Annotated in this window: 14 protein-coding genes; 7 read left to right on the top strand and 7 right to left on the bottom strand. The window is 47.9% G+C overall.

Translation table 11 applies throughout. From position 1 onward, the window contains the following. Positions 1-42: 42 nt before the first annotated feature. Genes KG118_RS00450 through KG118_RS00435 form a run of 4 tightly spaced genes read left to right on the top strand, consistent with a single transcriptional unit; the run spans position 43 to position 2,497 of the window. Positions 43-957: a ribonuclease Z gene (locus tag KG118_RS00450; RefSeq protein WP_117712908.1), complete on the top strand. Its 915-nt coding sequence runs from the start codon at positions 43-45 to the stop codon at positions 955-957. 53 nt (positions 958-1,010) lie between these two features. Then, a complete protein-coding gene (locus KG118_RS00445; protein ID WP_117712907.1) occupies positions 1,011-1,565 on the top strand; it encodes an RNA polymerase sigma factor in 555 nt (184 codons plus the stop codon). A 48-nt stretch (positions 1,566-1,613) separates the two neighbouring features. Continuing rightward, positions 1,614-1,982 carry a hypothetical protein gene (locus tag KG118_RS00440; protein ID WP_117712906.1) on the top strand — a complete coding sequence of 123 codons (369 nt, stop codon included), beginning with the start codon at positions 1,614-1,616 and terminating at the stop codon, positions 1,980-1,982. Between the two features lie 32 nt (positions 1,983-2,014). Then, positions 2,015-2,497 (top strand): hypothetical protein, encoded by a 483-nt coding sequence (locus KG118_RS00435; protein WP_117712905.1) that lies wholly within the window; start codon positions 2,015-2,017, stop codon positions 2,495-2,497. Between the two features lie 64 nt (positions 2,498-2,561). On the opposite strand, the gene mazG is transcribed toward KG118_RS00435, so the two are convergent. Together mazG and KG118_RS00425 are read right to left on the bottom strand one after the other, a co-directional pair. Continuing rightward, entirely contained in the window at positions 2,562-3,368 is an 807-nt protein-coding gene (gene mazG, locus KG118_RS00430) for a nucleoside triphosphate pyrophosphohydrolase (RefSeq protein WP_117712904.1), read from the bottom strand. A gap of 21 nt (positions 3,369-3,389) precedes the next feature. Continuing rightward, a complete protein-coding gene (locus tag KG118_RS00425) occupies positions 3,390-4,493 on the bottom strand; it encodes a DUF3810 domain-containing protein (protein WP_117712935.1) in 1,104 nt (367 codons plus the stop codon). 309 nt (positions 4,494-4,802) lie between these two features. On the opposite strand from KG118_RS00425, the gene KG118_RS00420 reads away from it, so the two are divergent. Further along, positions 4,803-7,505 (top strand): valine--tRNA ligase, encoded by a 2,703-nt coding sequence (locus tag KG118_RS00420; protein WP_117712903.1) that lies wholly within the window; start codon positions 4,803-4,805, stop codon positions 7,503-7,505. A gap of 78 nt (positions 7,506-7,583) precedes the next feature. Here KG118_RS00420 and KG118_RS00415 read toward each other — a convergent pair whose 3' ends face one another. The 5 genes from KG118_RS00415 to lnb all read right to left on the bottom strand — a co-directional run bounded on the left by KG118_RS00415 (position 7,584) and on the right by lnb (position 15,589). Further along, positions 7,584-8,030: a hypothetical protein gene (locus KG118_RS00415; protein WP_117712902.1), complete on the bottom strand. Its 447-nt coding sequence runs from the start codon at positions 8,028-8,030 to the stop codon at positions 7,584-7,586. 93 nt (positions 8,031-8,123) lie between these two features. Next, positions 8,124-9,215: a DUF6340 family protein gene (locus KG118_RS00410; RefSeq protein ID WP_117712901.1), complete on the bottom strand. Its 1,092-nt coding sequence runs from the start codon at positions 9,213-9,215 to the stop codon at positions 8,124-8,126. 159 nt (positions 9,216-9,374) lie between these two features. Beyond that, entirely contained in the window at positions 9,375-12,671 is a 3,297-nt protein-coding gene (gene secA, locus KG118_RS00405) for a preprotein translocase subunit SecA (protein ID WP_117712900.1), read from the bottom strand. Positions 12,672-12,806: 135 nt separating this feature from the next. After that, on the bottom strand, positions 12,807-14,375 hold the full coding sequence (locus KG118_RS00400) for an alkaline phosphatase family protein (RefSeq protein WP_117712899.1): 1,569 nt from the start codon (positions 14,373-14,375) through the stop codon (positions 12,807-12,809). Beyond that, positions 14,375-15,589 carry a lipoprotein N-acyltransferase Lnb gene (lnb, locus tag KG118_RS00395; RefSeq protein ID WP_117712898.1) on the bottom strand — a complete coding sequence of 405 codons (1,215 nt, stop codon included), beginning with the start codon at positions 15,587-15,589 and terminating at the stop codon, positions 14,375-14,377. The genes KG118_RS00400 and lnb overlap by 1 nt, the downstream gene beginning before the upstream one ends. Before the next feature lie 644 nt (positions 15,590-16,233). On the opposite strand from lnb, the gene KG118_RS00390 reads away from it, so the two are divergent. Then, on the top strand, positions 16,234-16,965 hold the full coding sequence (locus KG118_RS00390; RefSeq protein ID WP_117712897.1) for a type III pantothenate kinase: 732 nt from the start codon (positions 16,234-16,236) through the stop codon (positions 16,963-16,965). Next, a complete protein-coding gene (locus KG118_RS00385) occupies positions 16,952-18,214 on the top strand; it encodes a hypothetical protein (RefSeq protein WP_117712896.1) in 1,263 nt (420 codons plus the stop codon). The genes KG118_RS00390 and KG118_RS00385 overlap by 14 nt, the downstream gene beginning before the upstream one ends. The last annotated feature ends 28 nt before the right edge of the window (positions 18,215-18,242 follow it).

Below are 18,242 nucleotides of genomic sequence, written 5' to 3'. Positions count from 1 at the left end.
TCTTTTTGGGAGTTGTGATGAATACCTTATCTTTGCATCATCATGGAGAAATTTGAACTACATATTCTTGGCTCCGGTTCGGCATTGCCCACCACCCGCCATTTTCCTACTTCGCAGGTAGTGAACTTACGTGATAAATTGTTTATGATAGACTGCGGTGAAGGTGCACAGCTGCAATTCAGGAAGTCACGTCTCAAGTTCTCGCGTCTGAACCGTATCTTTATTTCCCACCTGCATGGTGACCACTGTTTCGGGTTGCTGGGACTTATATCTACGCTTAATCTCTTGGGACGTACGGCGGACTTGCATATCCATTCCCCTAAAGGACTGGAAGAACTTCTTACTCCGATGCTTGCTTTCTTCAACCATCAGATGACTTATAAGATATTCTTCCATGAGTTCGGAACGAAAGAAGCTGCCTTGATTTACGAAGACCGTTCGCTGACGGTGACCACCATTCCTTTGCGTCACCGCTTGCCTTGTTGCGGGTTCCTGTTTGCCGAGAAGCCGCGTCCCAACCATATCCTGCGTGATATGGCAGACTTCTACCACGTGCCGGTGTACGAACTGAACCGCATTAAGAACGGTGCAGACTACGTCACACCGGAAGGAGAGGTAATACCCAATGCCCGTCTCACCCGTCCTTCGGCAGCTCCGCGTCGCTATGCCTATTGTTCGGACACGATTTATCTTCCCTCTATAACGGAGCAGATAAAGGGGGTGGATTTGCTTTTCCATGAAGCCACTTTTGCCGAAGATGCCGCCCCGCGCGCCAAAGAAACATTCCATACCACTGCCTCGCAAGCCGCGCAAATAGCCCGTGACGCGGAAGTGAAGAAATTGCTGATAGGTCATTTCTCGGCCCGCTATGATGATGAGCAGGTATTGCTGGATGAGGCTCGCGCAGTCTTTCCGGATACGCAGCTTGCTAAAGAAACGCTTTGCATATCGGTGTGAATTAAACTTTTACTATCTTTGCTTCCCGAAAGCTATAAATGTGAATAGAATATATGAATTCTTCTTATAATGAACGCGAAGTGTTGGCGCTTCTTCAAGAGGAGAGTACGCAGAAGCGGGGATTCGAGATGATTGTTGCACAATACAGTGAACAGTTATACTGGCAAATCCGGCGCATGGTACTTTCACATGAGGATGCCAACGACTTGCTTCAGAATACCTTTATCAAGGCATGGGTCAATATTGATTACTTCCGGGCAGAGGCCAAGCTCTCTACCTGGCTCTATCGTATTGCCTTGAACGAGTGCCTCACTTTCCTGAACAAACAGCGGGCTGCCAATACCGTTTCGTTGGACGACCCCGAAGCCGATGCTCTTCAGAAGTTGGAGAGCGATCCTTACTTCTCGGGCGACAAGGTTCAAATGGCTTTGCAGAAGGCTTTGCTCACATTGCCCGAAAAGCAGCGTATGGTGTTCAACCTGAAGTACTACCAAGAAATGAAATACGAGCAAATGTCCGATATCTTCGGTACTTCGGTGGGGGCTTTGAAAGCATCCTATCATCATGCGGTGAAAAAAATAGAGAAGATATTGGGAGAAGATGATTAAACCTTTAACGTGAAAAAATGTCTAACCAAACAGAGAGGAGAAGAGCTTATGAAAGAAGAAGATAACATACTCAGGAAGATAGGGAGGGAAAATGCTTTCCACGTTCCCGAAGGGTATTTTGAGAGCTTCACTTCGGAGGTTATGAACCGGCTTCCCGAAAAGGAGAAACCCGCTTTCGAGAAGAAAGAGGTTACGATGTGGGAAAGAGTAAAACCGTGGGTGTATATGGCGGCTATGTTTGTAGGCGCGGCGTTGATAATCCGCGTGGCTTCCTCCAACCATACGCCGGATGAAACAGACCGTATGGCTGCCGATGAAGCGGAAACAGAAATGGAATATATCAATATGGCGGTGGACAACTCCATGCTTGATGATTATTCATTGTATGTCTATCTGGCCGATTCCGGTGCAGAATGACTTATGGATAACTTTAACTGATTGAAAAATAAATGAAAAAGCTGATTGTTTTATTAGTTATGATGTGCAGTTTCGCACCGGTACTCCGGGCTGCGGACGGATGCGACCAACATTTGTCTCCCACCGAGTTTCGTGCCAAGCAGAAAGCATATATTACAGAGAAAGCCGGGCTGACAAAGGAAGAGGCGGCTAAGTTTTTCCCCCTTTACTTTGAATTGCAGGACAAAAAGAAAGAACAAAACGATAAAGCATGGAGTTTGATTCGTCAGGGAAAAGACGAAAAGACTACTGAAGCCCAATATAACGCAATAATGGAAGGAGTGTACGATGCGCGTATCGCTTCCGACCATTTGGACAAATCTTATTTTGGAAGGTTCAAGAAGATATTGTCCGCCAAGAAACTCTATCTGGTGCAGAAGGCTGAAATGCGTTTCCATCGGGACTTGCTGAAAGGTATGCGCCATAACGGCGACAATAAAGACAGGGCTCCGAAACGCCAATCGGGCAAGAAATAAAAACACATCATCTGTTTGCATGAAACGGATGATGTGTTGAGGTCTGATAGACTATCTGTTTGGGTCAAACAGATAGTCTATTTTTATTCTCCAATGCTTTGGCTTCTTCCCATAGTTTGTCCATTTCTGCCAGCGTCATATCGTGCAGGTTTTTTCCTTCTTTGATGCTGTGCGCTTCTACATAGTTGAAGCGGCGGATAAACTTCTGATTGGTATGTTCCAGTGCATTGTCCGGATTTATTTTGTACAGGCGTGCGGCGTTGATGAGACTGAACATCACATCTCCGAACTCTTCTTCCGCTTTCTGCTTGTCCATATGGGCTACTTCGGCTTGGAATTCCTGTATTTCTTCTTTCACCTTATCCCATACCTGTTCGCGTTCTTCCCAGTCGAACCCGACATTGCGGGCTTTATCCTGAATGCGGTATGCCTTGATGAGCGAGGGAAGGGCGGCTGGCACACCGCTTAGCACGGTTTTGTTGCCGCCTTTCTCTTTGAGCTTCAGCTGTTCCCAGTTCTCGGATACTTGTCCGGCAGTCTCAGCTTTCACATCGCCAAATACGTGGGGATGGCGGAAGATGAGTTTCTCGCAAAGGCGGTCGCAGACATCTTTTATGTCAAAATCTCCGGTTTCCGAACCAATCTTGGCATAGAAAGCTACGTGGAGCAGTACGTCTCCCAACTCCTTGCAGATGTCCTGCTTGTCATCGCGCATCAGGGCGTCACAAAGTTCATAAGTCTCTTCAATGGTGTTGGGACGCAGGCTTTCATTCGTCTGCTTCTTGTCCCAAGGACATTTTACCCGCAGTTCGTCGAGTATGTCGAGGAAGCGGCCGAAGGCTTCCATTTGTTCTTTTCTTGTAGACATTATTTTGATATTACAGTTTAAGTATTAAAGTGAATCAGGAGTTAACTCCCGACTCTCATTGTTTACAGGTTTGTTGTCATACGAAATCAGCAGTCCTATCACTTCCGAATAGTTTTTCCGTCCGCTTTCTATCTTGTTCCCTTTCAGGTATAAGTCATATATAAGGTTCTGGATGTCACCGATTATGGGGTTATACTTCTTCATCCAGTACTCACTGTTCTTCTTAGCCAGTTCGATAATCTCCGGACGTATGCGCCGGAGGAGTTGTGTGTATTTTTCTTCGTCCATAAGTCGGCGGGCATTGCCCAGCACGTGCGGCAGTATAGAGAGATAACCGCTGAAGCGGATACCTTGTATCTGCGAACGTGTACATACTTGGTAGGCATAGAAGTTAGCTTCCGCCTCACTGGTGATACCTAACAAGTGGGCAAGTTCATGGGCATAGGTAGCGGGATATTGTACGGGAAGTAAATCTCCGTTCAAGGTAAACTCGCAGAAGAAAGGCCCCATGCTGCCTGTGACGCCTACCATGGAAATCAACGGAGTGAACAACATGGTCTTTACGCGGGGCGATGGATGAAAGGGGCGATGCACACCTAAGGAATCACTGATTTGATGGTATGCCCGTACGCTTTCGCTACGAACCGATTCCTTGTTGATAGACGTAAGGCCGGTGTAGGAATTATTCAGGTTCTCGATATAATTGTCCGTAAATTTTTGAAAAATATCAGGGGTGTAGGCGGTATAAGGGATGTGTGTCCGTTCGTAAAAGTTCTTTTGCGAGTAGTTCAGCCCCCATGCCAGATAGAACCATACGTACACCCACAAAAGGTACTTTACATCTTCCAGCAAGATGTGTTTCCACTTCTGTTTGCGGATGCAACGCGCATAGACGGGGTAGAGAAGTACACCGGCAATGCTTAGCGCAATGAACAGGTCGCCGATGGCAAACGGGACAAGGCATGAGAAAGAAGAAAGCCCTTGCGCGATAAACGGATATACGTGCTTGGCATAGATGTCTCCCCAGCCGGGCACCATCTGTACACACCACACAAGCAGCAAAAAAAATATCAAAAGCAATGAACTGCTCTTGATTCTTATTCCCGATATTGTTAGGCTGCGTTTCATCATTCTCTATGTTCTTAGGACTTCATTCCGGGTACAAGCCTTTGGTACTTTCAGTTTCATGCGTTGAAACTGCGAGTTTCAAGCGGTGGTACTCTGAGTTTCATAGGGTGAAACTGTTGGTTTCATGCGTTGAAACTCCCGGTTTTGTTTGTTGAAACTCGCGCGGTACTGCGTGCTTGTTCCGGAAACTCCGTGTAAAATCATCATTTGTAGAGCAAAGGTATACAATTCTTTTCATTGCTTTTGCCGGATAAAGCTATTAATTTATTAATTTTGCGCCCATTATAACAAAATATAGATTTTAGAAACATGGAATTAGCAAGTAAGTACAATCCCGCTGACGTAGAGGGAAAGTGGTACCAGTATTGGTTGGACCACAAATTATTCAGTTCTAAACCCGATGGTCGTGAGCCCTACACCATCGTCATCCCGCCCCCCAACGTCACCGGTGTGCTCCACATGGGACACATGCTTAATAATACCATTCAAGATATCCTTGTACGTCGTGCCCGTATGGAAGGCAAAAATGCCTGTTGGGTTCCGGGTACGGACCACGCTTCCATTGCCACTGAGGCCAAAGTTGTGAACAAACTTGCCGCACAGGGCATCAAGAAAACAGACCTGACCCGCGATGAATTCCTCAAGCACGCTTGGGAATGGACGGACGAGCACGGCGGCATCATCCTGAAACAGCTTCGCAAGCTGGGTGCTTCCTGCGACTGGGACCGTACTGCCTTTACCATGGACGAGAAACGCAGCGAAAGCGTGCTCAAAGTATTTGTAGACCTCTACAACAAAGGGCTGATTTATCGCGGCGTGCGTATGGTGAATTGGGATCCGAAAGCCCTCACCGCCCTCAGCGACGAGGAGGTTATCTACAAGGAAGAACATAGCAAGCTGTATTACCTGAGATATTACGTTGCCGATGATGATATGTCCGGTGAGACGGGAGCCGAGGGAGAAGTCGTTCACCGCGATGCTTCCGGTAAGCGTTATGCCGTAGTGGCTACTACACGCCCCGAAACAATCATGGGCGATACGGCGATGTGCATCAATCCTGCCGACCCGAAGAACCAGTGGTTGAAGGGCAAGAAAGTGATTGTGCCGTTGGTGAACCGTGTTATCCCCGTTATTCAGGATGATTATGTAGACGTGGAGTTCGGTACGGGTTGTCTGAAGGTAACCCCTGCACACGACGTCAATGACTATATGCTGGGCGAGAAATACAACCTGCCTACTATCGACATTTTCAATGACAACGGTACACTGAGCGAAGCTGCCGAACTCTATGTCGGTATGGATCGCTTCGATGTACGCGAACAGATAGAGAAAGACTTGCAGAGTGCCGGATTGTTGGAAAAGGTGGAAGCCTACACCAACAAGGTGGGCTTCTCCGAACGTACCAACGTGGCAATCGAGCCGAAGCTCTCCATGCAATGGTTCCTCAAGATGCAGCACTTTGCCGATATGGCCCTGCCTCCGGTAATGAACGATGAGTTGAAATTCTATCCTGCCAAATATAAGAACACGTATAAGAACTGGTTGGAGAACATCAAAGACTGGTGCATCAGCCGCCAGTTGTGGTGGGGACACCGTATTCCCGCTTACTTCCTGCCGGAAGGCGGATATGTGGTAGCCGCCACTCCCGAAGAGGCTTTGAAGCTGGCACGGGAAAAGACCGGAAATCCTGCCCTTAAACCGGAGGATTTGCGTCAGGACGAGGACTGTCTCGACACTTGGTTCTCTTCTTGGCTGTGGCCCATCTCTTTGTTCGACGGTATCCTGAATCCAGGTAACGAAGAAATCAACTATTATTATCCCACCAGTGACCTCGTGACGGGTCCGGACATCATTTTCTTCTGGGTGGCGCGCATGATTATGGCGGGTTATGAATACGAAGGCAAGATGCCGTTCAAGAACGTCTACTTCACGGGTATCGTTCGTGACAAACTGGGACGCAAGATGTCCAAGTCGCTCGGCAACTCACCCGACCCGCTGGACTTGATAGCTACCTACGGTGCCGACGGTGTACGTATGGGTATGATGCTTTCGGCTCCTGCCGGCAATGACATCCTTTTTGACGATGCGCTTTGCGAACAGGGACGTAACTTCAACAATAAGATATGGAACGCTTTCCGTCTGGTGAAGGGTTGGAGGGTAGACGATACCAAGCCGGTTCCCGAAGCTGCGCGCTTAGCTGCCGAATGGTTTGAATCCAAACAGAATGAAGTGGCTGCCGAAGTGGCCGACCTTTTCAGCAAATATCGCTTGAGTGAGGCCTTGATGGCAATCTATAAGCTGTTCTGGGATGAGTTTTCTTCTTGGTATTTGGAAATCATCAAGCCGGCCTATGGTGAGGGTATCTCCAGTTACATCCATGACTGTACATTGCGTTTCTTCGATAACTTGCTGCACTTGTTGCACCCCTTTATGCCATTCATTACAGAGGAAATCTGGCAACATCTCTATGACCGTACGGAGGAGGAGATTGAAGAAGAACACATCAGTCTGATGGTGGACAGAATGACGATAGACACTGCGGTTTGCAAAGATTTGCTTGTTCGTTTTGAAGTGGTGAAAGAAGTTATCAGTAACGTACGCTCCATCCGTTTGCAGAAGAACATTGCCCAGAAAGAGGCTTTGGAGCTGCAGATTGTCGGTGAGAACCCGGTAGCGGCTTTTGATGCTGTCATTATGAAGATGTGTAACCTCTCTGCCGTAACCGTAGTTGAGGCTAAGGCTGACGGTGCCGCCGCTTTCATGGTGGGTACAACGGAATACGCCGTTCCTTTGGGCAATATGATTGATGTAGAAGCCGAGATAGCCCGTATGGAAGCCGAACTGAAGCATAAGGAAGGTTTCTTGCAAGGTGTCTTGAAGAAGCTCGGCAACGAGAAGTTTGTGAATAATGCTCCCGCTGCCGTTATTGAGATGGAACGCAAGAAGCAGGCGGATGCAGAGAGCATCATCAACTCACTGAAGGAAAGTATCGCCGCTTTGAAGAAAGCGTAACACACACCTCTGATATAAAAGAAAAGGTCCGGACTTCAATCAAAGTCCGGACCTTTTTTATTTGGGTTGTATTATTCGTTATTTCTCCAATAAATCTTTCAGGAAAGCGTCCAACTCCTCATCCAATCCTTTCAGTAATTCTTCGTTTACCAGCAAGGTGTCATCATCCAACAGTAAAAGTTCGGCTATGGTTTCTTTGTCGTCATCTACCAGTACGAAGGAGAAAGGTTTCATGATGGTCAGCTTGTCGAAGATGCCTTGATTCTTCATGTTGCAGAGCAGGCTACTTAAGATACGCTCTATATTTTCGTAGAAATCATCGTTTTCGTAAGTCATCCATTCTTCAATGGTGGCATTGGCAAGTTCTTGGTCATCATCATCGAATAGGAAGAATTCGCCCGAATTTTGGTTGGCTTGCAGATGAATATCCGTAACGATGGTTTGTTCACAACCGCAAGTGTATTTGCCGATTGCCCGCTTGATAGTTTCTTCGAGGAGAGATAATGCCGATTGACTGAGTTTCATAATTGCTTTTCTTTACTAAATGGATGTTCAAAGGTAGAGAAAATAATTAATAATTGATTAATTAATACTGAAAAAAAAGAGAACACCGTCTATTTAGTCATTATTGAATCGCTGCATTTGCATATTTAGGCGGGATAAGCCTTCTTTTCGTTTCTCTAATTCGGATACGTAGAGGGTTGTAAGGACGTAGTAGGGGAGGTCGGACTGGGTGAGGTGAGTCAAATCTTTTTTATCCACGCCGTCCACAATGCGAGCTTCGGCTTGGGCTTTCAGCGCCCAGTCGGCAGCTTCGATTATGTTGTCCTGCATTTCGTAGCCCACTGCCAGATTATAAGCCGCCTGCATCTTTTTCTTTCCTTTCTTGGAGGCATAGGTCTGTTTCCACAATTCAATGGCTGTGTCCCATTTATTTTCCCTGACGTACACAGCGGCGTCACGCATATTTACAGAACCGCCGCAAAAGAGGTATCGGTTGGCTGTTTTCCAATAAGGCAGCAACTTCTTTACGGGTATGGTTCCGGCAAACTCGGAGGCTTGTTTTATTACATCTTCCTCGCTGATGAGGTGGGTCTGTACAAACGGTCCGTTCCCGGTTTCTTCCCAAAAGATGCTGTCCTTGCTACTGATAGTAACCATAGGAGTGCTGCGGTTGGGCAGATAGACTCTGACGGTGGGGTATATCTTGGCGTCCACTGTTCCGTAGTAGATGCCCCAGTCGCGCATATATTTTATTTTGCGGGTTGTGCATATCTGTACGTTTTCCAGCGCGATGAGGAAGTCCACATCCAGATTATGTATCAACCGGTTCACTTCTTCCTGCGATAACACTCCTTCACGCGGAGTTATGTCGCGGGCGCGCAGGGCGGAGTCACAGATAACCACTTCGTTGAAGTAGTTCTCGTTGGCAAGGGACTGGGCGAGCGACTCGGTGGTGATAGCTGCATCGCCGTTGTAATAGTCTACCTTCCGGGCTATTTCAAAGTCGTCTTTCTTCTTTTCTTTGGCAAGGATGGGCTTGTTTTCGGGTACTTCGGGCATATTGTTTACGATAGCCACTCGTTTCAGGCTTGCCGGGAAGCTGACGTCTGCGGGCATCATATAGTCGATGGAAAGCTGTTCAACGCTTTGGCAGCCTGCCAGAAGTAGCAGGCAAGACAGTAACAGATAATGAGAGTATTTAGTCATAGCCTTAATTCTTTGTTCTGAAAACAAAAGTAATCTTTTACTTGAATAAATAAAAGAGGATGTGCCAAAATGTAAAAGCCCTATCATTCAGTCATTCAGAGGAGCTTGTGACGAAGAATCTCTTCTCTTGTATGCAGAGAAGAGATTCTAACAGCTATCTTACGCATTTCTTCCGTGGCAATTCTTGTACTTCTTGCCGCTTCCGCAAGGACAAGGGTCATTACGTCCCACTGTCTTTTCAACACGGATAGGCTCGCGCTTCTGTTGTTCGCGCGTATCCTGTTGGGCGGCGGCCTGTTGGTTCGGATCGTTCAAGTCTTGCTTTTGTTCGCGGTACTTGCTTAAGTCCTGCCGTTGTTCGGGAGCGGCTTGGCGAACTTCCTGCGGTTCCTGTACAGGAATCTGTCCTCGCATCAGGATAGAAACGGTCTGATTGTTTATCTTGTCTACCATCGTATCGAACAGGTTCACTGACTCCAGCTTGTAAATCAACAACGGGTCTTTCTGTTCGTAGCTGGCGTTCTGTACGGAGTGCTTCAAGTCGTCCAGCTCGCGCAGGTTTTCCTTCCATGCTTCGTCGATGACGTGTAGCAGGATAGACTTCTCGAAGGCTTTCACCACTTCCTTGCATTCGCTGTCATAAGCGGCTTTCAGGTTGCAGGATATGTTGTACATACGTTTGCCGTCCGTGATGGGAATCAGGATGTTTTCGTACATATGTCCTTGGTTCTCGTACACTTGCTTGATAACCGGGTAAGCGATTTGCGCCATACGTTCGGTCTTGCGTTTGAAGAGTTCCATGGCGGCGTCGAAAGCCTTGTCGGCCAGCTTCTCTTTCTTCTCGTTGCGGAATTCCTCTTCGGTGAACGGAGTTTCCATGGCAAGCGTCTGGAGAAGATCCATTTTGCAGTCCTCGTATGTGGGAGCTTCGATGGCGTTGACGCAGCGGTCCCAAATCATGTTCACGATATCCATACCGATACGTTCGCCCATCAGAGCGTGGCGACGTTTGGTGTAGACTACGGTACGCTGTTTGTTCATGACGTCATCGTACTCCAACAAACGTTTACGGATACCGAAGTTGTTTTCCTCCACTTTCTTCTGTGCGCGTTCGATAGACTTGGAAATCATGCTGTGCTCAATCATTTCGCCTTCCTTGAAACCGAGCTTGTCCATGACGCCGGCAATACGGTCGGAAGAGAACAGACGCATCAGGTCGTCTTCCAATGATACGAAGAATACGGATGAACCGGGGTCGCCCTGACGTCCGGCACGACCACGCAACTGGCGGTCTACACGACGTGACTCGTGACGCTCCGTACCGATAATGGCAAGACCGCCCGCAGCTTTTACTTCCGGGCTCAGCTTGATGTCCGTACCACGGCCCGCCATGTTGGTGGCGATGGTTACGGCGCAGCTCAAACCGGCTTTGGCGACGATGTCGGCTTCTTTCTGGTGCAGCTTCGCATTCAGCACGTTGTGCTCAATCTTGCGCATGGTCAACATCTTGCTCAGCATTTCGGAGATTTCAACGGAAGTAGTACCCACCAAGACGGGGCGTCCGGCTTCTACCATCTTCTCAATCTCTTCGATGACGGCTTTATATTTTTCGCGTTTGGTTTTGTAAACGCGGTCGTTCATGTCATTACGGGCAATGGGGCGGTTGGTCGGGATAACGACTACATCCAGTTTGTAGATGTCCCAAAGCTCGCCCGCTTCCGTTTCGGCGGTACCGGTCATACCGGACAGCTTGTGATACATACGGAAGTAATTCTGCAAGGTAATCGTGGCAAATGTCTGTGTGGCGGCTTCCACCTTCACGCCTTCTTTGGCTTCAATGGCCTGGTGCAAACCGTCGGAGTAGCGGCGGCCCTCCATGATACGTCCGGTCTGTTCGTCCACAATCTTCACCTGGCCGTCGATTACTACATATTCGTCGTCTTTCTCGAACATGGTGTAAGCCTTCAGCAACTGGTTGATGGTATGTACACGCTCGCTCTTGATGGCGAAGTTTGTCATAAGGGCATCTTTCTTGGCAAGGCGTTCCTCGTCTGTCAGTTCCTTTTCATTTTCCAGTTCGGAGAGTTGGGCGGTGATGTCGGGAAGCACGAAGAACGTGGGGTCTTCGGAGTTGCCGCTAATCAGGTCTACGCCCTTGTCGGTCAGGTCTACGCTGTTCAGTTTTTCTTCAATCACGAAATACAGCGGGTCGGTAACCTCGTGCATACGCTTGTTGTTCTGCTCCATGTAGATTTCCTCGGTCTTGAGCATACCGGCTTTGATGCCTTGCTCGCTGAGGAACTTAATCAGCGCCTTGTTCTTGGGCAAGCACTTGTGACTGCGGTACAGGGCAAGGAAGCCCTCTTCCTGTTCTTTCTTGTCATCCGAAGCAATCAGGCGTTTGGCATCGGCAAGGTATTGCGTAGCCAGCTTCTTTTGTGCTTCTACCAGACGTTCCACTTGCGGACGGAGTTGCTCGAAGAGCTGGTCGTCGCCTTTGGGAACCGGGCCGGAGATAATCAGCGGAGTACGGGCGTCGTCAATCAATACCGAGTCTACCTCATCGACGATGGCATAATTGTGCTGACGCTGTACAAGGTCTTTCGGGCTGATAGCCATATTGTCACGCAGGTAGTCGAAGCCGAATTCGTTGTTCGTACCGAAAGTGATGTCGGCAAGATAAGCCTGGCGGCGTGCGTCGGAGTTGGGTTGGTGTCTGTCGATGCAATCCACGCTCAAGCCGTGGAACATATAGAGCGGGCCCATCCATTCGGAGTCACGTTTTGCCAGATAGTCGTTCACGGTTACTACGTGCACGCCGTTTCCGGTCAGTGCGTTGAGGAATACGGGCAGGGTGGCCACCAGGGTCTTACCTTCACCGGTTGCCATTTCCGCAATCTTGCCTTTGTGTAGTACCACGCCACCGAACAACTGTACGTCGTAGTGTACCATGTTCCACAAAGTATCGTTGCCGCCTGCCATCCAGTGGTTCTGGTAAATGGCTTTGTCACCCTCGATGCGTACAAAGTCTTTGGTAGCGGCCAGATGGCGGTCAAAGTCCGTAGCGGTTACTATGATTTCCTCATTTTCGGAGAAACGTTTGGCTGTTTCCTTCACGATAGAGAAGGCGACGGGCAGAACTTCGTCCAATGCCTTTTCGTAAATATCCAGTATTTCCTTTTCTATCTTGTCTATCTGGGCGAAGAGTTCTTCGCGTTCTTCCAGTTCGGTGCTTTCAACGCTTGCTTTCAGTTCTTCTACTTTGGCGCGTTGATCTGTTGCCGAGTTGCGGATGTATGCTTTCAGTTCTTCTGTCTTGGCACGCAGGGCATCGTTGTCCAATGCGGCTACTTCCGGATAAGCGGCTTTTACTTTGTCTACCCACGGTTTTATTTCCTTCATGTCGCGGGTGGCTTTGTTGCCGAAAATCGAGCTTAAAATTTCATTAAATCCCATTATGTATTTGTTTTATTATTATTTACTAAGTTTAAAAGACGTGCAAAGTTACTGATTTTGCAACAGATAACGTAAAGTTACACAGATTATTTTAGGGGCTTTGTAAAACTTTGCGCCCTCTGTAGCGAGCCTTTATCAGTAATTGAGGGGAGTGGCTGTGCACGCGTTGGGGGCGCGGATGCGCATCGCACTCGACAGGGTAGGGGCGACACGGTCTACGGCGACCGGTATGCGGATGGTTTCCGGCTTTATTCCTTTGCCAAGAAGAATAAGGGGGGCGGGTACGGCGGCAGCGCGCACCACACGGTTGTCATTGCCGTTTTCCTGCATGACAGTCCATCCCGGAAGGACTTCGATAATCAAGTCGCCGGAGCGATGGCGGTGAAAACCGTTGCGTATGCGGTCTATCTGTGGCGACCAAGAGCCCAAAAGCAGATGATAAGCGGAATATACTTTGTTTACCCCGCTGAATTGTACCAGAAACTCTGCCGACTTTTGCTGAACTTCGGCAAGGTTCAACTGCTTCTCTTCTATTAATTTACGATTGAGATATATCTGTTGGTTATAAAAACCCTCTACATATTGCCCTTCGCCGTAAGTAGCCATCAGATACATATTCAGCAAAGTGGCGCAGCGGTTCAGGTAGAATTCGCCGCCGGGGATGCGGTAGATGCCGATGTCCGCCCCGTCCGGGTCGGTATATCCCGTAGAGGCGATGCACAGGAGCACGTTCTGCAGGCCCACCTTGCTTTCCAGCATATCCAGCAGACGAGCGATGCTGCGGTCTAAGCGTGCATAGGTGTCTTGCATCTCCATGGCGCACTCTTGCGTGCTGCGGTGGTTGTAGTTTCCTGCGTAGTAGGTGATTGCAAGCAAGTCGGTTATTTCATCCTTGCCGATATTGCTTTTATCCAGCAAATCCTCTGTCACACGGTTTACCTCATCGTTGATGAGCGGGCTGGTTATCAGACGGCGGTATTTGTTGTCTTTTTCCAATTCAAATTTATATTTGAAAGGGATAGTGCGCCATTCGGGCAGGAATGTATAGCTTGTGATGGGGTGGAGGGGATTCCACTCCATTTCCTTGATGCGGAAGTCGGGTGACTGCCCGTCGTTGTACTGGCTCAGCCACCAGGGATATTCGCCGTAATAGGTGGTTCCGCACCATTTGCCGGTCTTGTGGTTCAGCCAGAAGGCGCCGTTGCCGCTATGTCCTGCCGATAGTACGGCGGCATCGCGGAAAGGGGCGACGGCATACACCAATGCGGCGTTTTTAGTGGCTATTTTAAGCTCGTCGGCAAAGGTGGAAGTCAGCAGTTGTGTAGGAGCGGTGTTCTGGTCGGTATAGTTACCCATGAAGGCGGAGTCGTCTACACAATTCTTCGGGCGCAGGGTTTTCGGGTCAAACCAGCGTTCGGCAATGATGCCGTTCATGGATGGTGTAGTGCCCGTGTACAAAGCGGCAATAGCCGAAGCGCGGTCAGCAACATTGAAGGAATATTCCGCTTGGCGGAAGACCCTGCCCTCCCGTAACAGCCGTTTGAAGCCTTTTTCTCCATACAATGACGAGAACGCTTCCATATAGTCCGTGCGCAGTTGGTCGATAGTCAGCGTCACCACCAACTTGGGAGAGGGTGGCAGCGGCTGGGCTTGCAGGCTGCTGAATGTCAGTGCGAGTATGGAAGTTATCAGTCCTTTTTTCATTATTTTTTCTTATCGTATGTGAGAATTAGGTTGCTTGCAGAACGTATCAGCAAACAAAGTGCCAAAGGTAACACAGCTAACGGAAATCTTTGCGGTATTACGAGCCAAAGCAATATAAAAAGTGTTAAAACTATGAAGTTTGCCAGCATATAGCGGCTTCTTTTCCTTTTTCGCACCCTGTTTAGCATACATGGCAGGCATAAAAGGTGAAGCGGGTGGAATACAAACAGCAGATAATTGGGGCTGACGGCAGGGTGCTGGGAAAACAAGGCGAGGAATGCCAAAATACATCCCGCCACTCCGGCGGCGAAGAACAGGACGAGGTCAATTCCCCAAAGCGTCTTTCTCCGGCGTATGCCGTAGATGGTGGCGGCTGCGGTCAGTATGAACAGGAACAAGGCGGCCTGCATGGGGGTGAAATCGTTGAGGGGTTGTTCGGCTTCTCCGCTTCCGGTTGTTATAATCTTCTCCTCGTTGAGCACCAGTGGGCGCGACTGTCCTCCGTTGTCTGTAATTCGGGCTCGGTTGAAGTACTTTTGTACATAGAAAGGGACAAACATCATCAGTCTGCGGTTGATGGCTTTGTCAGCTTGGCTGCCCATACATAAATCCATGCCGAAGCGTGACCAGGGATGTCCTTCGCTGTATTTGTGCAATAAGTCGCGAAAGGATGTTCCGGTGTTTGCATCGGTCATATTGTCAGCATATTGCAGCGTGCCGTCAATGGATTTCTCTATCAGGTCGCGAGGACGCGTGGCGCAGTTGTCGTAAAAGAAGTTGTAACGATATACCCGGTTTTCGGGGCGGTAATTCTCTTCGAGCAAGGCCACCAGTTTCTCTTTCTCCTTGGAGGTGAGGTTCAGTTCTTGCTGCCAGACATCGCGCTCCAGGTAATAATATTCTGCGGCAAAACGTTCGTAATTGCCGGCACCCAGCTGGTAGTCTGTTTCGCCGAGGGCAAAGCGGAGAATAAAGTTCGGTGCGTTGAAGTTGAATATGCCGTAGTTGAATACGGCGTCGATACCGCGTGTATAGTTCTCGTATCGTATGGCTGTATGTCCGAAAAGGGAATATATTTCTTCGCCGGAAGCGCACGTCAGCAGGCTGATGCGTATGGAGTCAGGGGCGTTTTTCGTGGATTCCTGTGCCCGGGCGGCAGGGAGGCAGAGGAGGAGGAAGATGGAAAAACAGAAAGTTAGCGAGTACAATTTCATTTGTTTTTGTTTTAAAGTGAATTCGCATAATTAGTTTATACTATCTGTCATTCAGAGCGTAGCGAAGAATCTACTCTCTTGATGTATACACAGAGAAGAGATTCTTCGCTACGCTCTGAATGACAGATGCTCTTGATATAAATTAAATTTCAACACTTACTTATTACCACTGATTTGAATCGAGTTTGTATCTTGTAATTCGTTACAAAGATACGCTTAAAATCTTAGAATGGCAATTATTACGGAAGCTCCTTTCGTTTTTTTTGTGCCGGGTTCAGCCTGTTTCTTCACTATGTTCAAAAAGTTTTTTAATGTATATCAAAAAAGATTTTCACTGTGGTGGAAATCTTTTTCCAATCTAACGGAAAACTTATTTCTTTTCGATAAAAATCGCCGTGTGTACGGGGAGGGTATACCCCCCTCTTTATAATAACGGCGATTTTTCGATAAAAAAAGAAAAGATTTAGCGCGTGCGCCCGAATCCTGAATATTGAGCGTGGTTTATTATTTATGCGCGATTATATATAAGGAAAATGCTTGTAAATATAGATGAATGCTTTGTAAATAAAGGGGAAAAGTATGTAAATATAAGGGAAAATAAACGAAAAAAACACTATCTTTGCATCGCTTTAAAAACATGCTGAATGAACCTTATTATCGATATAGGAAATACCGTTGCAAAGGTGGCGGTATTTAAAAATAAGGACATCGTAGAAGTGTTCTATGATTCCAATCAAACGCTTGACAGTCTGCCGGGTATCTGTGCCGAGTATGCGGTGGAAAAGGCGATTGTAGCTACCGTTATAGACTTGAACGAACGGGTGTCGGCGCGATTGGAACAGCTCTCCGTCCCCTTGTTGCGGCTGAATGAAAAAACGCCGCTTCCGGTAGATAATCTTTACGAAACTCCCGAGACGTTGGGATACGACCGTATGGCAGCTGTGGTGGGGGCTTATGAACAATTTCCGGGGAAGGATATTCTGGTGATAGACGCCGGAACCTGCATCACCTACGAGTTCATTGATGCCGCCGGCCGCTATCACGGCGGAAACATCTCGCCGGGTGTGCAAATGCGCTTCAAGGCACTCCACGAGCTTACGGGAAGGCTTCCGCTGGTGTGCCGCGAAGGACGACGCCTGCCGTTGGGTAAGGATACCGATACGGCAATGCGCGAAGGAGTACTGAAAGGTATGGAGTATGAAATTTCGGGCTACATAATGGCTATGAAGCATAAATATCCTGAACTTTTGGTTTTTTTAACGGGCGGTGATGAATTTTCTTTTGATACAAACTTAAAAAGTATCATCTTTGCAGACAGATTTTTAGTATTGAAAGGATTAAATCGAATTTTAAACTATAATAATGATAGGATATAGACAAACACTCTTGGTGTTCTTGCTCATGATGTTGTCCGGAGCGGCAATCGCTCAAAATAATACGAATTCTCCCTATACACGATATGGATACGGACAATTGGCAGACCAAGGTTCAGGTAATAGCAAAGCCATGGGTGGTATTGCATACGGATTACGGGATAAATACCAAGTAAATTTCGCAAATCCGGCATCCTATACGGCGATAGATTCGCTTACTTTTATTTTTGACGGCGGTATCTCCCTGCAGAATACGAACTTTAGTAACGGTACGGTGAAACAAAATGCCAAAAACTCCAGTTTCGACTACATTACAATGCAATTTCGCTTGGGCAAATGGGCAGCCATGAGCTTGGGATTGCTGCCTTATTCGAATGTGGGATATAGTATGGCGGAGTACAGGGAAGATTCTGAATATCCTTCCCAATCCAGCGCATTGCAGTATTATGGAGACGGCGGATTGCACCAGTTATATTTGGGAGCCGGATTTAAAATATTTAAAAATCTTTCCGTTGGTGCGAACATTTCGTATCTTTGGGGAGATATAACACACACAAGGGCTATGACATTCCCGAATAACTCGTCCACTTTGCCGCTGACTACGCAGACGGGCACGTCCATACAAAGCTATAAGCTGGACATCGGGGCACAGTACACGCAGTCGTTCGGCAAGAAGCATGAAGCTACATTGGGAGTGGTGTTCTCTCCGGGACACGATTTGAGCAACGACTCGTATGTGCAAGACCAGTTGGGCGACAGCAATACGGGTATGACGATAAACAGCCGGGATACGGTTGCAACTTTCGGTAGTCCGATGAGTTTGGGCGTGGGTCTTAGCTATGTGTATGATAAGCGTCTGACGGTAGGAGCCGATTTTACTTTCCAGAAATGGAGTTCGGTGACTTACATGAATGCGAAAAACGCTTTCTGCAATCGTACAAAGATAGCTTTGGGAGCTGAGTTCCTTCCTAATCCGTTGGGAAGAAGCTATCTGGCTCATGTGAAATATCGTTTGGGAGCTTATTATTCCCAACCCTATTACAAAATAAACGGTATGCGTGCTGCCAGCGAATATGGAGTGACTGCCGGTTTCGGACTTCCTATTCCGCGTACGCGCTCCGTATTGAGCCTCTCGGCCCAATACGTAAGAACCGAAGGGAAGACAGCTGCATTTCTCAATGAAAATACATTGCGCGTCTGTGTAGGGGTGACCTTTAATGAACGCTGGTTCTTCAAACGGAAAGTTGATTGATGTTGAGTGGTGAAAATAGACAATATAA

The sequence above is a fragment of the Bacteroides propionicigenes genome, assembly GCF_018390535.1.
GTDB classification, from domain to species: domain Bacteria; phylum Bacteroidota; class Bacteroidia; order Bacteroidales; family Bacteroidaceae; genus Bacteroides; species Bacteroides propionicigenes.
Note: the sequence above shows the minus strand (reverse complement) of the source record. Positions and strands in the feature narration are given on the sequence as shown.

Bases quoted from the DNA above. Each gene is read 5' to 3' on its own strand.
- KG118_RS00415 (WP_117712902.1), bottom strand. From the start codon at position 8,030: ATGAAACTCAGTCAATCGGCATTATCTCTCCTCGAAGAAACTATCAAG.
- KG118_RS00445 (WP_117712907.1), top strand. From the start codon at position 1,011: ATGAATTCTTCTTATAATGAACGCGAAGTGTTGGCGCTTCTTCAAGAG.
- KG118_RS00400 (WP_117712899.1), bottom strand. From the start codon at position 14,375: ATGAAAAAAGGACTGATAACTTCCATACTCGCACTGACATTCAGCAGC.
- KG118_RS00440 (WP_117712906.1), top strand. From the start codon at position 1,614: ATGAAAGAAGAAGATAACATACTCAGGAAGATAGGGAGGGAAAATGCT.
- KG118_RS00390 (WP_117712897.1), top strand. From the start codon at position 16,234: ATGAACCTTATTATCGATATAGGAAATACCGTTGCAAAGGTGGCGGTA.
- KG118_RS00425 (WP_117712935.1), bottom strand. From the start codon at position 4,493: ATGAAACGCAGCCTAACAATATCGGGAATAAGAATCAAGAGCAGTTCA.
- KG118_RS00435 (WP_117712905.1), top strand. From the start codon at position 2,015: ATGAAAAAGCTGATTGTTTTATTAGTTATGATGTGCAGTTTCGCACCG.
- KG118_RS00385 (WP_117712896.1), top strand. From the start codon at position 16,952: ATGATAGGATATAGACAAACACTCTTGGTGTTCTTGCTCATGATGTTG.
- lnb (WP_117712898.1), bottom strand. From the start codon at position 15,589: ATGAAATTGTACTCGCTAACTTTCTGTTTTTCCATCTTCCTCCTCCTC.
- secA (WP_117712900.1), bottom strand. From the start codon at position 12,671: ATGGGATTTAATGAAATTTTAAGCTCGATTTTCGGCAACAAAGCCACC.
- KG118_RS00410 (WP_117712901.1), bottom strand. From the start codon at position 9,215: ATGACTAAATACTCTCATTATCTGTTACTGTCTTGCCTGCTACTTCTG.
- KG118_RS00420 (WP_117712903.1), top strand. From the start codon at position 4,803: ATGGAATTAGCAAGTAAGTACAATCCCGCTGACGTAGAGGGAAAGTGG.
- KG118_RS00450 (WP_117712908.1), top strand. From the start codon at position 43: ATGGAGAAATTTGAACTACATATTCTTGGCTCCGGTTCGGCATTGCCC.